Source organism: Flavonifractor sp. An306, assembly GCF_002159455.1.
Classification (GTDB): Bacteria; Bacillota; Clostridia; order Oscillospirales; family Oscillospiraceae; genus Flavonifractor.
In genome coordinates, this window is sequence record NZ_NFIQ01000001.1 from 38,114 (window position 1) to 52,164 (window position 14,051).

The following is a 14,051-nucleotide window of genomic DNA, read 5'->3' on the forward strand; positions in this document are numbered from 1 at the left end:
TTATGGTACATTTTATCGGCGCGGGCCCCGGCGGGGCCGACCTGATTACCGTCCGGGGGGCCAAGCTGCTGGGGGAGGCCGACGTGATCATCTACGCCGGATCCCTGGTGAACCCCGCCCTGCTGGACTATAAAAAAGAGGGCTGTCAGGTGTACGACAGCGCCAAAATGACCCTGGAAGAGGTCATTGAAGTGATGCGGCAGACCGAGGAAAAGGGCGGCACCACCGCTCGGCTCCACACCGGCGACCCCTCCCTCTACGGCGCCCACCGGGAGCAGATGGACGAGCTGGACAAGCTGGGCATTTCCTACGACGTGACCCCCGGCGTGTCCTCCTTCTCCGGAGCCGCTGCCGCCCTCTGCGCGGAGTACACCCTGCCCGACGTATCCCAGTCGGTGATCATCACCCGCATGGCGGGCCGTACCCCGGTGCCCGAGGGGGAGCAGCTGCGCAAAATGGCCTCCCACGGCTGCACCATGGTGCTGTTTTTGTCCACCGGCCTGCTGGAAGATGTGGAAAAGGAGCTGGCGGCGGGGGGCTACGCCCCCGACACCCCGGCGGCCATCGTGTATAAAGCCACCTGGCCGGAGGAGAAGGTATACCGCTGCACCGTGTCCACCCTGGCTCAGACCGCCCGGGAGAACCATGTGACCAAGACGGCGGTGATTACGATAGGTAATTTCCTTGGGGAAAAATACGAGCGGTCCAAGCTCTATGACCCCGCCTTCACCCATGAATTCCGGGAGGCCAGCCGGTGACAGCGGCGGTGATCGCCTTCACCCGCCGGGGGGCGGAGCTGGGGCGAACGCTGGCGGACAGCCTGGGGGCGTCCCTCCATGTGCCCGCCCGGTTTGCCCCTGAGGTGGGGGCGGAGGCCTACGACAGCCTGGAGGGCTGGACGGAGGAGATGTGGAGAGGCAGGGAGGCTCTGATTTTCGTGGGGGCCTGCGGCATTGCCGTCCGGGCCATCGCCCCCCATGTGAAAGACAAATTTACCGACCCCGCCGTGGTGAGCGTGGACGAGGCGGGGCGGTTTGTGCTCCCCCTGCTCTCCGGCCATGTGGGGGGCGCCAATGAGCTGGCCCTGAAGGTGGCCGCCCTCACCGGCGGCCAGGCCGCCCTCTCCACCGCCACCGACGTCAACGGCCTGTTTGCCGTGGACGTGTGGGCCAGGGAACGGGACATGGTCCTTACGGACCGGGCCCTGGCCAAGGCGGTGTCCGCCGCCCTGCTGGAGGGCAAGCCAGTGGGCTTTGCCAGTGAATTTGGCCACCCCTGCCCGGCGGGGCTTACCGAGGGCCCGGCGGAGCTGGGAGTGTGGGTCACCTGGGAGACCGGGAGCGGCCCCTTTGCCCGCACTTTGCGTCTGGCCCCCAGAGGGCTGATTTTGGGCATCGGCTGCCGGAGAGGGACGCCGGCGGCGGCGATCCAGGCGGCGGCGGAGGCGGCCCTGGCGGGATATGAGCCCCGGGCGGTCTGCCAGGTAGCCACCATCGACCTGAAGCAGGACGAGCCCGGGCTGCTGGAGTTCTGCGCCGCCCATAGCCTGCCCCTGGCGGTTTACCCGGCGGCGGAGCTGGCGGCGGTGGAGGGGGACTTCACCCCCTCCGACTTTGTAAAAGGGGTTACCGGAGTGGACAACGTGTGCGAGCGGGCGGCAGTCCGGGTGGGCGGAACCATTCTGGTGCCCAAACAGGCAAAAAACGGCGTCACCGTGGCGGTGGCGGGAAGGAATATGCTATGAAAGTAACTGTCATCGGACTGGGCCCCGGCGGTGGGGCCGACCTGACCGGCCGGGCCAGAGCGGCCCTGGAGGAGTGCGGGCTGATCGTGGGTTATACCGCCTACATCGACCTGGTAAAGGACGATTTTCCGGAGAAAGAGGTGCTCTCCACCGGGATGCGCCGGGAGGTGGACCGCTGCCGGGCGGCGGTAGAGGCCGCGCTGACCGGAAAGGACGTGGCGGTGGTGTGCTCCGGGGACTCCGGGGTGTACGGCATGGCGGGGCTCATCTACGAAGTGGCCCAGGAGTACGACCCCATTGAGATTGAAGTGGTGCCCGGCATCACCGCCGCCTGCGGCGGGGCCGCCGTGCTGGGGGCCCCTCTGACCCACGATTTCGCGGTGATCTCCCTGTCCGACCTGCTCACCCCCTGGGAGAAGATCGAGAAGCGTTTGAGCGCCGCCGCCCAGGCGGATTTCGTCATCTGCCTCTACAACCCCTCCAGCCGGAACCGGCCCGACTATCTCCAGCGGGCCTGCGACATCCTGCTGCGGGAGAAGGACCCGGCTACCGTGTGCGGCACCGTCCGCAACATCGGCCGGGCGGGGGAGGAAGGACAGCTCCTTACCCTGGGCCAGCTGCGGGACACCCAGGTGGACATGTTCACCACCGTGTTTGTGGGCAACAGCCAGACCAAGGTGCTGGGCGGCAAGATGGTCACCCCCCGGGGCTATCTCCAGCGGGGGGAGTAAGATGGAAGTGTTGCTCTTCGGCGGCACCGGGGAGGGGCGGGAGCTGGCCCAGTGGCTGCTGACCCAGCATATCCCCGCCCTGGTGTGCGTGGCCACCGAGTACGGCGAGACCCTGCTCCCGGCGGGGATCGAGGCCCATGTGGGGCGGCTGGACGAGGCGGGGATGGCGGCCCTGATGGCCTCCCGGCCCTTCACCCATGTGGTGGACGCCACCCACCCCTACGCCGTGGAGGTCACCGCCAACATTCAGGCGGCGGCGGCCGCCGTGGGCCTGCCCTGCCTCCGGCTGGTGCGGCACTCCGACGGGGAGGACCTGTGCCACAAGGCGGGGGACATGGCGGCGGCGGCGTACATGCTGGAGCGGCTGCCGGGCAACGTGCTGCTCACCACCGGCAGCAAGGAGCTGGACGTGTTTGCCAAACCCGGCCTGGTGGAGCGGTGTTACCCCCGGGTGCTCCCCATGATGAACTCGCTGAGCCGCTGCCTGGAGCTGGGCTTTCCGCCCAAAAACATCATCTGTATGCAGGGCCCCTTCTCCAAGGAGCTGAATGTGGCCCTGTTGAAGCAATATGACATCAAGACCCTGGTGACCAAGGACACCGGCGGCTACGGCGGGTTCCGGGAAAAGGCGGAGGCCGCCCGGGAGGCTGGAGCGGCCCTGCTGGTGGTGGAGCGGCCCAGGAATGAAACCGGCGATACCCTGGAGGAGATCCAGGCGCGCCTGAGGGAGGGACGGGCATGAAAGTCTATCTCATCGGAGTGGGTATGGGCAACCCCGGCACCATGACAGCGGAGGCCCTGGAGGCGGTCCGAGCCTGCCCCGTGCTGGTGGGGGCCCCCCGGCTGCTGGAAAGCTGGGCCCAGGACCACGACTGCGTGCCCCTCATCGCCGGGGCCGATATCGCGGAATATATCGGCAAACAGCAGGAGGGGCCCATCGGGGTGCTCCTGTCCGGAGACACCGGCTTTTACAGCGGGGCCAAGCGGCTGTGGGCCCTGCTGGAGGACCATGAGGTGGTTACCCTCCCCGGTATCTCCTCTCTGAGCTACTTCTGCGCCAAGCTCCACACCGACTGGCAGGACGTGAAGATCGTCAGCGCCCACGGCCGCAGCCACAACGTGGTGGGGGAGATCCAGCGCAGCGGACGCACCTTCGCCCTCACCGGGGGCAGTACGAAAGCCCAGGACATCTGCCGGGAGCTGACCGGCCGGGGGCTGGGGGACGTGACGGTTTCGGTGGGGGAGCGGCTGAGCTACCCCGACGAGCGGGTGGTCACCGGCACCGCCGCCGAGCTGGCGGAGGAAACCTTTGCCGACCTGTCCGTGCTGCTGGCGGTCAACCCCCGCCCGGTGACCCGGCCCTGGAACGGCTCCGGCCTGCCGGACGAGGCCTTCCTGCGGGGGAATGTGCCCATGACCAAGGAGGAGGTGCGGGCCCTGGCCCTGTCCAAGCTGCGGCTGGCCGAGCGCCATGTGGTGTGGGACGTGGGGGCGGGCACCGGCTCGGTGTCGGTGGAGTGCGCCCTCTCCTGCCCCGCCGGGCGGGTGTTCGCCGTGGAGAAGAAGGAGGAGGCCCTGGCCCTGCTGGAGGAAAACAGAGAGCGGTTCCACGCTGCCAACCTGTCCATTGTGGGAGGGACTGCGCCGGAGGCCCTTAAGGATCTGCCCGCCCCCGACCGGGTGTTTATCGGCGGCACCTCCGGGGAGCTGGGGGAGATTTTGGACGTGATCTTTGACAAAAACCCCGCCGCCCGGGTGGTGTGTACCGCCGTCACCCTGGAGACGGTGGCCGAGGCGGCAAAGCTGTTCGCTCACCTGGAGGGGGCCGACATGGTGCAGGTGTCCGCCACCCGCACCCGCTCCGCCGGGCGGTATCATCTGATGGACGCCCAAAATCCGGTGTGGATTTTCTCCGGGGAGGGACGGGCATGAGCGCCCCCCGGCTGCTGCTGTGCGCCAGCGCCAGCGGAGGAGGCAAGACCACCGTCACCTGCGCCGTCCTCCAGGCCCTGATGGACCGGGGGGTAAACCCCGTGGCCTTCAAGTGCGGCCCGGACTACATCGACCCCATGTTCCACAGTGAGATCATCGGGGCCAAGAGCCGCAATCTGGACCTCTTTTTCCTGGGGGTGGACAAGACCCGGTATCTGCTGGAGCAGAACAGCGCCGGGGCGGGTCTGGCCCTCATCGAGGGGGTCATGGGCTACTATGACGGCATCGCCATGAGCCACGAGGCCAGCGCCTACCACCTGGCCCGGGTGACCCAGACCCCGGCGGTGCTGGTGCTGGACGGCCGGGGCAGCGCCCTGACCATCGCGGCGGTGGTAAAGGGGATGGCGGGCTTCCGGCAAGACAGCGGCATCAGGGGCGTGATCCTCAACCGGGTGTCCCCCATGCTCTATCCCCGGCTGAAGGCGTGTATTGAGGCGGAGACCGGGCTTGCCGTGTACGGCTATCTGCCCAGCCTTCCCGACTGCGCCCTGGAGAGCCGCCACCTGGGACTGGTCACCGCCGGAGAGGTGGCCAATCTGAAGGAAAAGCTCCACAAACTGGCGGCCCAGGCGGAAAAGAGCCTGGATCTGGACGGCCTGCTGGCCCTGGCGTCCTCCGCCCCGGCGCTGGACCCCGAGCCCGTGGAACTGCCGGAGCCGGTGGAGGGGGCGCCGGTGATCGCGGTGGCGAAGGACAAGGCCTTCTGCTTCTACTACGCCGACGGTCTGGAGCTGCTGGAGCGGATGGGGGCAAGGCTGGTGGAGTTCTCCCCCCTGGCGGACAAGGCGCTGCCTGAGGGGACCTGCGGCCTCTATCTGGGGGGCGGCTATCCGGAGGAATTTGCCAGGGAGCTGGCGGACAACCACAGCCTGCTCCGGGAGATCCACGACAAAATCCTCCACGGCCTGCCCACGGTGGCCGAGTGCGGCGGGTTTCTCTACCTCCACCGCCACCTGGGCGACGCTGACGGCCGGTACGACTGGCGCATGGCGGGGGCCTTTTCCGGGGATGCCCACAACACCGGCAAGCTGGGCCGGTTCGGCTACGTGACTCTGACGGCCCAAAAAGACGGCCTGCTGTGCCGGGCGGGGGAGTCCTTTCCCGCCCATGAGTTCCACTACTGGGACAGCACCACCCCCGGCGCGGATTTCCACGCCCAGAAGCCCCAGAGCGACCGGGGCTGGGACTGTGCGTTCCACAGCCCAACCCTGTACGCCGGATTTCCCCACTTCCATTTCTGGGCCAGACCGGCGCTGGCCCGTAATTTCACGGCGGCGGCCCGCCGCTATATGCAGGAGGCATTGCTATGACGCTGGCAGAAGTGATCCATTCCATCACCCCCGCCGACCAGAGGGCGGCGGCGGCGGCCAAGGCCCGCTGGGACGCAATCGCCAAGCCCCTGGACAGCCTGGGGGCGCTGGAGACCGCCGTGATCCGCATGGCCGCCATGACGGGCAGCCCCGACGTGGATATTTCCAAGCGGGCGGTGGTGGTGATGTGCGCCGACAACGGGGTGGTGGCCCAGGGGGTCACCCAGACCGGTCAGGAGGTCACCGCCATCGTGGCGGAGAACATGTCCTCCGGCGATACCAGCGTGTGCGCCATGGCCCGCGCCGCCGGAGCGGAGGTGGTGCCGGTGGATATCGGAACCGCCACCCCCCTGAAGGGGGAGCGGATCCTGCAGAAAAATATCCGCCGGGGTACCGCCGATCTGACCCAGGGCCCCGCCATGACCCGCCAGGAGGCGGAGCGGGCGGTGCTCACCGGGGTGGAGATTGCCCGCGACCTGTGCGCCAAGGGCGTGAAGCTGCTGGGCACCGGGGAAATGGGCATCGGCAATACCACCACCTCCTCCGCCGTGGCGGCGGTATTCCTGGACAAGGAGCCGGTGGTGATGACCGGCCGGGGCGCCGGACTGTCCAGCGAGGGCCTGCAGCGGAAGATCCGTGCCATTGAGACCGGCATCGCGGTAAACAAGCCCGACCCCGCCGACCCTCTGGACGTGGTGAGCAAGGTGGGCGGCCTGGATTTGGCCGGGCTGGCCGGGGTGTTCCTGGGAGGCGCCCTGTGCCGTGTGCCGGTGCTGGTGGACGGGTTTATCTCCTCAGTGGCCGCCCTCATCGCCGCCCGGCTCTGCCCCGCCTGCAAGGATTACATGCTGGGCTCCCACGCCTCCGACGAGCCCGCCAGCAAGCTGGTGCTCTCTGAGCTGGGCCTGGAACCCTTCCTGTACGCCGGGATGCGGCTGGGAGAGGGCACCGGCGCGGTGGCGGTGATGCCTCTGCTGGACATGGGCCTGGCGGTGTACCGGGAGATGACCACCTTCGAGGCCGCCGACATCGAGGCCTACCAGCCCCTGAGCTGAGGTAGGGCCATGCTGATTCTGGTATCCGGCGGGTCGGGCAGCGGCAAGTCGGAATTTGCCGAGGGTCTGGTGGTGTCCGCCGGACTGGAAGAGCGGGTCTATCTGGCCACCATGCAGGTGTGGGACCAGGAGAGCGTCCGCCGGGTGGAGCGACACCGGGCCATGCGGGCGGGAAAGGGCTTCGCCACCCTGGAGTGCCCCACCGGCCTGGAGCGGCTGGAGGTGCCCGCCGGCTCCGCCGTGCTGCTGGAGGACCTGTCCAACCTGTCCGCCAACGAGTATTTCTCCCCCCGGCGGGACGGCGCCTTTGACCGGGTGCTGGCGGGGGTCCAGCGGGCCGCCGCCCGGGCGGAACTGCTGGTGGTGGTCACCAACGAGCTCTATTCCGACGGGGTGCGGTACGACCCGGAGACCGCCGCCTATCTGGAGCTGCTGGCCCGGCTGAACCGGGCCATCGCCGCCCAGGCGGACGGGGTATACGAAGTGGTGTGCGGGATTCCCGTGGCCTGGAAGGAAGTTTTTGCGTGAAAAGTCTCATCATTGCCTTTGCCATGTACTCCAAAATCCCCATGCCCAGAGTGGACTGGGAGAAACGGGCCCTGTCCTGGGCCCTGTGCTGGTTTCCCCTGATTGGGGTGGTCATCGGAGCCGCCCTGTACGGCTGGATGGTCCTGGCGGAGCTGCTGCGCATCGGCCCCGCCCTGTTCGGGGCCGTGGCCCTGCTGATTCCCATTGCCCTCAGCGGCGCCATCCATCTGGACGGGTTCTGCGACACCTGCGACGCCCTCTCCTCCCACCAGAGCAGGGAGCGGAAGCTGGAGATTTTGAAGGACTCCCACACCGGGGCCTTCGCCATCATCTGCTGCGGGCTCTATCTGCTGGTGTTCTTCGCCCTCTGGTGCGAGGTGGAGGCGGCGGGGAGCGCCGCCCTGGCGCTGGCCCTGGGGCCCGCCCTGTCCCGCAGCCTGTCCGGCCTGTTCGCCGTCACCCTGCCCAACGCCCGGGGCATCGGCCTGCTGGCCACCTTTACGGAGCCTATGGACACGGCTAAGGCCCGGGGTGTGTTGGTGATCTGGGTGGTGGTGTGCGCCGCCGGCCTGCTGTGGATTTCCCCTGTCGCCGGCGGGGCCGCCCTGCTGGGGGCGGGGCTGGCCTGCCTGTACTACCGGGTGATGAGCTTTCGCCAGTTCGGCGGCGTCACCGGCGACCTGGCCGGCTTTTTCCTCCAGACCTGCGAGCTGGCTATGGTACTGGCGGTGGTGATTGTGCAGAAGGTGGTGGCGGTAGTATGATCTTGATTATCGGCGGCGCGGCCCAGGGCAAGCTGGACTATGTGCTGCAAAAGACCGGGTATGCCCCCGACCAGGTGGCCCGCACCCCGGAGGAGGCCAAAACGCTGCCCGTCTTTGACGGGGTGGAGGAGTGGCCCGACCTGGACGAGGAGGAACTGCTCTCCGCCAATCCCGGCGTGATCCTCATCTGCGACGAGGTGGGCTGCGGCGTGGTGCCGGTGGACCCGGCCCAGCGGGCCTGGCGGGAGCAGGTGGGGCGGCTGTGCTGCCGCCTGGCCAAGCGGGCGGAGCGGGTGGAGCGCATTTTCTGCGGCCTGCCCATGACCCTGAAAGGAGATTCTCTATCATGGAACTGATCCTCATTCGCCACGGCACCACCCAGGGCAACCTGGAAAAGCGGTTCGTGGGCACTCTGGATGTCCCCCTGGCCCCTCAGGGGGAGGAGCTGGCCCGTAAGGTGGGTCCCACCCTGCCCCGGGTGGAGCACATTTACCGCTCCCCCCTGACCCGCTGCCGCCAGACGGCGGAGCTGCTGTGGCCGGGGGTGGAGGCCACTGTGATCGACGAGCTGCGGGAGAGCGATTTCGGGCCCTTTGAGGGGAAGAACCATGAGGAGCTGAAGGACGACCCCCTGTATCAGGCCTGGATTGGCCAGTCGGGGGACCGCCTGAACTTTGCCGCCATGCCGGTAGGAGAGACGGCGGAGCAGGTGGTGGAGCGGGTGTCCATCGGCCTTGCCAAGCTGGCGGCGGACGCTGCCGCCCACGGCTATGAGCGGGTGGGAGTGGTGTCCCACGGAGGCGCCCTCATGGGCCTTTTGAGCAAGTACGGCCGCCCGGTGCGGGAGTACTACGGCTGGATGTGCCCCAACTGCGGCGGCTTCCGCATGGCCCTGAACCCAGACACCCTGGAGCTGACGGTGCTGGAGGAGTACAAGGGATGAGTTGGGGAATCAGTCATTTGCTGGCCCTGCTCATCGGCTTCTGCCTAGACCTGCTGCTGGGGGACCCCCACTGGGCCCCCCATCCGGTGCGGGCCATCGGGGCGTTGATCGCCGGGCTGGAAAAGCTGCTGCGCAACATGCTGCCCAAGTCCCCGGCGGGGGAGCTGACAGGGGGCGTGGCGCTGGTGCTTTTGGCGCTGGCCATCCCCACCGGCCTGACCGTACTGCTGCTGTGGGGGTGCTATCTGGTGAGCCCCTGGCTGGCCCTGGCGGTGGAGAGCCTGCTGAGCTATCAGCTGCTGGCCACCAAATCCCTGGCGGCGGAAAGCCGCAAGGTGTACGACGCCCTCAAGACCGGGGATCTGGACAAAGCCCGGTACGCCGTGTCCATGATCGTGGGCCGGGATACCGCATCGCTGGACGAGGCCGGAGTGGCCCGGGCGGCGGTGGAGACGGTGGCGGAAAACGCCTCCGACGGGGTGATCGCCCCCCTCATCTTCCTGGCCATCGGCGGGGCCCCCCTGGGGATGTTCTACAAGGCGGCCAACACCATGGACTCCATGGTGGGCTACAAGAACGACCAATATCTCTACTTCGGCCGGGCGGCGGCCAAGTTTGACGATATCCTGAACCTGATTCCCGCCCGGGTCGCCGGGGTCCTCATGTGCCTGGGCGGGGCGGCGGCGGGCTACGACGGGAAAAACGCCTGGCGTATTTTTATCCGGGACCGGAAGAACCACAAGTCCCCCAACTCCGCCCACACCGAGGCGGCCTGCGCTGGCGCCCTCCAGCTGCGGCTGGCGGGGCCCAACTATTACTTCGGCAAGCTGGTGGACAAGCCCTATATCGGGGACGACCAGCGGCCCATTGAGCCCCTGGACATCCTGCGCTCCGGCCGGATCCTGTACGCCACCGCCTTTTTTGCCCTGCTTGTCTTCTGCGGCGTGCCGCTGCTGATTCTGCTGTTCCCGTAAAGGAGGAACAAACCATGGCTGAATACACCCACGGCGGGGACCTGCTCACCGCCCAGAGCCGGTACGGCGGCGCGGTGCTGGATTTTTCCACCAACCTGAATCCCCTGGGGATGCCCCCCCAGATAAAACAGGCGGCCGCCGAAGCCGACGGCGCCGCCTATCCCGACCCCCTGTGCCGCCATCTGCGGCAGGCCATCGCCGCCCACGACGGGGTGGAGGAGGGGCAGGTGATCTGCGGCAACGGGGCCGCCGACCTGATCTTCCGGCTGGCCTTTGCCCTGAAACCCCGAAAGGCCCTGCTCACCGCCCCCACCTTTTCCGAGTATGAGGGGGCCCTGACCTGCGTAGGCTGTCAGGTGGAGCGGTACATCCTGGACAGCGGCCGGGACTTTGACCTGGACGAGGGATTTCTGAACGCCATCGTCCCCGGGGTGGAGCTGGTGTTTCTGTGTACCCCCAACAACCCCACCGGGCGGCTCATGGACCCTGAGCTGCTGGCGGAGACCGCCCGGCGGTGCGGGGATGTGGGGGCCCGGCTGGTAGTGGACGAGTGCTTCCTCCCCCTGGCTGGGGGCGGGGCGGGTCTGGCCCCCCGCCTGACGGAATTTCCCCACCTGTTCTTGCTGCGGGCCTTCACCAAGAGCTACGCCATGGCGGGGCTGCGGCTGGGCTACGGCCTGTCGGCGGATCTGGAGCTGCTGGAGACCCTGGGCCGGTTCGCCCAACCCTGGAGCGTGTCCGCCCCCGCTCAGGCGGCGGGGACCGCCGCCTTCACCCGCTGCCCCCAGTGGCCGGAACAGGCCCGGGCCCTGGTGGAGCGGGAGCGGCCCGTTCTGGCGGCGGGACTGGAAGGGCTGGGGTGCCGGGTGGTACCTTCCCAGGCCAACTATCTGTTGTTTCAGGCGGAACACGTTACAGATTTGAAAGAAAAACTGCTCCAACGGGGCATGTTGATCCGCTCCTGCGCCAATTACCACAACCTGGGCCCCGACTGGTACCGGGTGTGCGTCAAGGGCGGGGAAGAAAACCGGCGGCTGCTGGCCGCCCTGAAAGAGGTGCTGTAATGGCAAAGGCAATTATGCTCCAGGGCACCGCCTCCAACGCGGGCAAGTCCCTGCTCGCGGCGGGCCTGTGCCGCATCTTCAGGCAGGACGGCTACAAGGTGGCCCCCTTCAAGTCCCAGAACATGGCCCTCAACTCCGCCATTACCCCCGACGGGCTGGAGATGGGCCGGGCCCAGGTGGTGCAGGCCGAGGCCGCCGGGGTGGCCCCCGACGCCCGGATGAATCCCATCCTGCTCAAGCCCACCAGCAACGTGGGCTCCCAGGTGATCGTCAACGGCGTGCCCCGGGGCACCATGCCGGCGGGGGAGTATTTCCACTACCGCAAGAGCCTGATCCCCGAGGTGATGGCCGCTTACGAGTCCCTGGCGGCGGAGTACGATATCATCGTCATCGAGGGGGCGGGCAGCCCGGCGGAGATCAACCTGAAGCAGGATGATATCGTCAACATGGGCATGGCCAAGCGGGCAAAGGCCCCGGTGCTGCTGTGCGGGGACATCGACCGGGGGGGTGTGTTCGCCTCCCTCTACGGCACGGTGAAGCTGCTGGACCCCGACGAGCAGGAGCTGATCAAGGGTCTCATTATCAACAAATTCCGGGGTGATGTGGAAATTCTCCGCCCCGGCCTGGGCCAGCTGGAACAGCTCACCGGCAAGCCGGTGCTGGGGGTGGTGCCCATGCTGGACGTGGACGTGGACGACGAGGACTCCCTCTCCAGCCGCCTGTCCGGCAGCGGCAAGGTGGGCCTGGTGGATATCGCCGTCATCCGTCTGCCCCGGCTGAGTAATTTTACCGACTTCAACCCTCTGGAGCGGATGGAGGAGGTCACCCTCCGGTACGTGGGCAGCGTGAAGGAGCTGGGCAATCCCGACCTCATTCTGCTGCCCGGCACCAAGAACACCATGGACGACCTGCGCTGGCTGCGGCAGAGCGGCCTGGAGGGGGCCATCCTCAAGCACGCCGCCAAAGGCGGGGCGGTGGTGGGCATCTGCGGCGGCTACCAGATGCTGGGCCAGAGCGTCTCCGACCCCGACGGGGTGGAGGGCGGCGGCACCCTCAAGGGCCTGGGCCTGCTGCCCGCCCACACCGTGTTCCAGGGGGAAAAGACCCGTACCCGGGTGACCGGCGCCTTCCGGGCCCCCACGGGGCTGTTCGCGGACATGGGGGGCGTGCCCTTTGAGGGCTACGAGATCCACATGGGCCGCACGGCCAGCGATGCCGAAGCGCTGGTGGCCTTCACCACCCAGACCGGGGAGGAGCACACCGACGGCCTCACCGCCGGGAACGTGTGGGGCTGCTACGTCCACGGCATCTTTGACAAGGCCGAGAGCGCCGCCGCCCTGGTGAACTGCCTGCTGAAGGCCAAGGGCCTGGACCGGCAGGCGGCCAGCGTGGACTGGCAGGCCTACGCCCAGCTCCAGTACGACAAGCTGGCGGACGGGCTGCGCGCCAGCCTGGATATGGAACAGATTTACCGGATTTTGAACGGGGAGATATGACATGAAAAAGATCCAGTTACAGCGGGTGGCCCCCGCCGACATTGAGGAGCGGAGCATGGAGATCATCGGCCAGGAGCTGGGGGAGCGGGTGTTTCCCGCTGACCAGCTGCCGGTCATTAAGCGGGTCATCCACACCAGCGCCGACTTTGACTACGCCGACAACCTGGTGTTTTCCGTCGGCGCGGTGGAACAGGGCGTCGCCGCCATCAAGGGCGGCTGCACCATCGTCACCGACACCCAGATGGCCTTTTCCGGGGTGAACAAGCGGGTGCTGGAGAAGTTCGGCGGGAAAGCGGTGTGCTTCATGTCCGACCCCGACGTGGCGGCCGAGGCCAGGGAGCGGGGAGAGACCCGGGCCACCGTGTCCATGGAGCGGGCGGCGGCGCTGGAGGGCCCCGTGATCCTGGCTGTGGGCAACGCCCCCACCGCCCTGGTGCGGGCCTGCCAGCTGATGGACGAGGGCAAATTCCATCCCGATCTGGTCATCGGGGTGCCGGTGGGATTTGTCAACGTGGTGGAGAGCAAGGAACTGCTGCTCACCATGGACGTGCCCCACATTGTGGCCCGGGGCCGCAAGGGGGGCAGCAACGTGGCCGCCGCCATCTGCAACGCCCTGCTGTACCAGGCCAGCAACAACGCCAGGGAATGAACACAGGAGGAACTACCATGGAAGGAAAAGCCCTGCTGGCGGTGTCCTTTGGCACCACCCATGAGGACACGCTAGAGAAAAATATCGCTGCCATCGAGCGGGATCTGGCCGCCGCCTTCCCGGAGCGCACCCTCCGCCGGGCCTTTACCAGCGGCATGGTCCTCCGGCGGTGGAAGAAAGAGCGGGGGGTGGAGATCGACGACGTGCCCGCCGCCCTGGAGCGGCTGGCGGGGGAGGGGTATACCGACCTTCTGCTCCAGCCCACCCACGTGATGAACGGGGAGGAGTACCACAAGATGCTCCAGCAGGCGGAGCGGTTCCGGGACCGGTTTGACCGTCTGGCGGTGGGTGCGCCCCTGCTGACGGCGGCGGAGGACTATCTGGACCTGGGCCGCGCCCTGATGGAGGTGCTGCCGTCCAAAGCCGAGGAGCGGGCGGTGCTCTACATGGGCCACGGCTCGGAGCACCAGGCCAATTCCGCCTATGCCCTGATGGAATACGCCTTCCACGACCTGGGGCGGAGCGACGTGATCGTGGGCACCGTGGAGGGCTACCCCAACTTTGACGCCGCCCTGCGGCGGCTGAAGGAGCGGCCGGCGGTCAGGGGGGTGGAGCTGCGCCCCCTGATGACAGTGGCGGGAGACCACGCCAAGAACGACCTGGCCGGCGAGGAGGAGGACTCCTGGAAGAGCCGGCTGGAGGGGATGGGCTACCAGGTCAGCTGCGTCCTCACCGGCCTGGGGGAGTATTCCCAGGTGCGGGCCCTGTTCGTGGACCACGCCAGAAAGGCCCAGGCGTAAG

At 67.7% G+C, this 14,051-nt stretch carries 16 protein-coding genes; all 16 read left to right on the top strand.

The features are described 5' to 3' along the window. The first annotated feature begins 2 nt into the window (after positions 1-2). From cobM to B5F88_RS00275, 16 genes are read left to right on the top strand one after another with little or no spacing between them, the layout of a single operon-like run. Positions 3-758 carry a precorrin-4 C(11)-methyltransferase gene (gene cobM / locus B5F88_RS00200; RefSeq protein ID WP_087340985.1) on the top strand — a complete coding sequence of 252 codons (756 nt, stop codon included), beginning with the start codon at positions 3-5 and terminating at the stop codon, positions 756-758. Then, on the top strand, positions 755-1,744 hold the full coding sequence (locus B5F88_RS00205) for a cobalamin biosynthesis protein (protein WP_087340986.1): 990 nt from the start codon (positions 755-757) through the stop codon (positions 1,742-1,744). The genes cobM and B5F88_RS00205 overlap by 4 nt, the downstream gene beginning before the upstream one ends. Continuing rightward, positions 1,741-2,475 (top strand): precorrin-3B C(17)-methyltransferase, encoded by a 735-nt coding sequence (gene cobJ, locus B5F88_RS00210; protein ID WP_087340987.1) that lies wholly within the window; start codon positions 1,741-1,743, stop codon positions 2,473-2,475. Before B5F88_RS00205 ends, cobJ begins: the two co-directional genes overlap by 4 nt. Before the next feature lies 1 nt (position 2,476). Then, positions 2,477-3,217, top strand: a complete 741-nt coding sequence (gene cobK / locus B5F88_RS00215; RefSeq protein ID WP_087340988.1) for a precorrin-6A reductase — start codon at positions 2,477-2,479, stop codon at positions 3,215-3,217. Beyond that, the gene (gene cbiE / locus B5F88_RS00220) at positions 3,214-4,407 is read left to right on the top strand and encodes a precorrin-6y C5,15-methyltransferase (decarboxylating) subunit CbiE (RefSeq protein ID WP_087340989.1); all 1,194 of its coding nucleotides are present in this window, start codon (positions 3,214-3,216) and stop codon (positions 4,405-4,407) included. The genes cobK and cbiE overlap by 4 nt, the downstream gene beginning before the upstream one ends. Beyond that, on the top strand, positions 4,404-5,777 hold the full coding sequence (locus tag B5F88_RS00225; protein ID WP_087340990.1) for a cobyrinate a,c-diamide synthase: 1,374 nt from the start codon (positions 4,404-4,406) through the stop codon (positions 5,775-5,777). The genes cbiE and B5F88_RS00225 overlap by 4 nt, the downstream gene beginning before the upstream one ends. After that, on the top strand, positions 5,774-6,832 hold the full coding sequence (cobT, locus tag B5F88_RS00230; protein WP_087340991.1) for a nicotinate-nucleotide--dimethylbenzimidazole phosphoribosyltransferase: 1,059 nt from the start codon (positions 5,774-5,776) through the stop codon (positions 6,830-6,832). The genes B5F88_RS00225 and cobT overlap by 4 nt, the downstream gene beginning before the upstream one ends. Positions 6,833-6,841: 9 nt before the next feature. After that, positions 6,842-7,360 carry a bifunctional adenosylcobinamide kinase/adenosylcobinamide-phosphate guanylyltransferase gene (locus tag B5F88_RS00235; protein WP_087340992.1) on the top strand — a complete coding sequence of 173 codons (519 nt, stop codon included), beginning with the start codon at positions 6,842-6,844 and terminating at the stop codon, positions 7,358-7,360. Then, entirely contained in the window at positions 7,357-8,124 is a 768-nt protein-coding gene (locus B5F88_RS00240) for an adenosylcobinamide-GDP ribazoletransferase (RefSeq protein ID WP_204246175.1), read from the top strand. Before B5F88_RS00235 ends, B5F88_RS00240 begins: the two co-directional genes overlap by 4 nt. After that, a complete protein-coding gene (locus tag B5F88_RS00245) occupies positions 8,121-8,480 on the top strand; it encodes a bifunctional adenosylcobinamide kinase/adenosylcobinamide-phosphate guanylyltransferase (protein WP_087340993.1) in 360 nt (119 codons plus the stop codon). Before B5F88_RS00240 ends, B5F88_RS00245 begins: the two co-directional genes overlap by 4 nt. Next, complete coding sequence (locus B5F88_RS00250; protein WP_087340994.1) at positions 8,471-9,067, top strand: histidine phosphatase family protein; 597 nt, start codon at positions 8,471-8,473, stop codon at positions 9,065-9,067. The genes B5F88_RS00245 and B5F88_RS00250 overlap by 10 nt, the downstream gene beginning before the upstream one ends. Continuing rightward, on the top strand, positions 9,064-10,041 hold the full coding sequence (cbiB, locus tag B5F88_RS00255; RefSeq protein WP_087340995.1) for an adenosylcobinamide-phosphate synthase CbiB: 978 nt from the start codon (positions 9,064-9,066) through the stop codon (positions 10,039-10,041). The genes B5F88_RS00250 and cbiB overlap by 4 nt, the downstream gene beginning before the upstream one ends. Positions 10,042-10,055: 14 nt before the next feature. Next, positions 10,056-11,105 (top strand): threonine-phosphate decarboxylase CobD, encoded by a 1,050-nt coding sequence (gene cobD / locus B5F88_RS00260; RefSeq protein ID WP_087340996.1) that lies wholly within the window; start codon positions 10,056-10,058, stop codon positions 11,103-11,105. Next, positions 11,105-12,601: a cobyric acid synthase gene (locus tag B5F88_RS00265; RefSeq protein WP_087340997.1), complete on the top strand. Its 1,497-nt coding sequence runs from the start codon at positions 11,105-11,107 to the stop codon at positions 12,599-12,601. Before cobD ends, B5F88_RS00265 begins: the two co-directional genes overlap by 1 nt. 1 nt (position 12,602) lies before the next feature. Further along, positions 12,603-13,250, top strand: coding sequence for a precorrin-8X methylmutase (locus tag B5F88_RS00270; RefSeq protein ID WP_087340998.1), 648 nt, complete (start codon positions 12,603-12,605; stop codon positions 13,248-13,250). Positions 13,251-13,267: 17 nt separating this feature from the next. After that, the gene (locus tag B5F88_RS00275) at positions 13,268-14,050 is read left to right on the top strand and encodes a sirohydrochlorin cobaltochelatase (RefSeq protein ID WP_087340999.1); all 783 of its coding nucleotides are present in this window, start codon (positions 13,268-13,270) and stop codon (positions 14,048-14,050) included. Position 14,051: the final 1 nt, after the last annotated feature.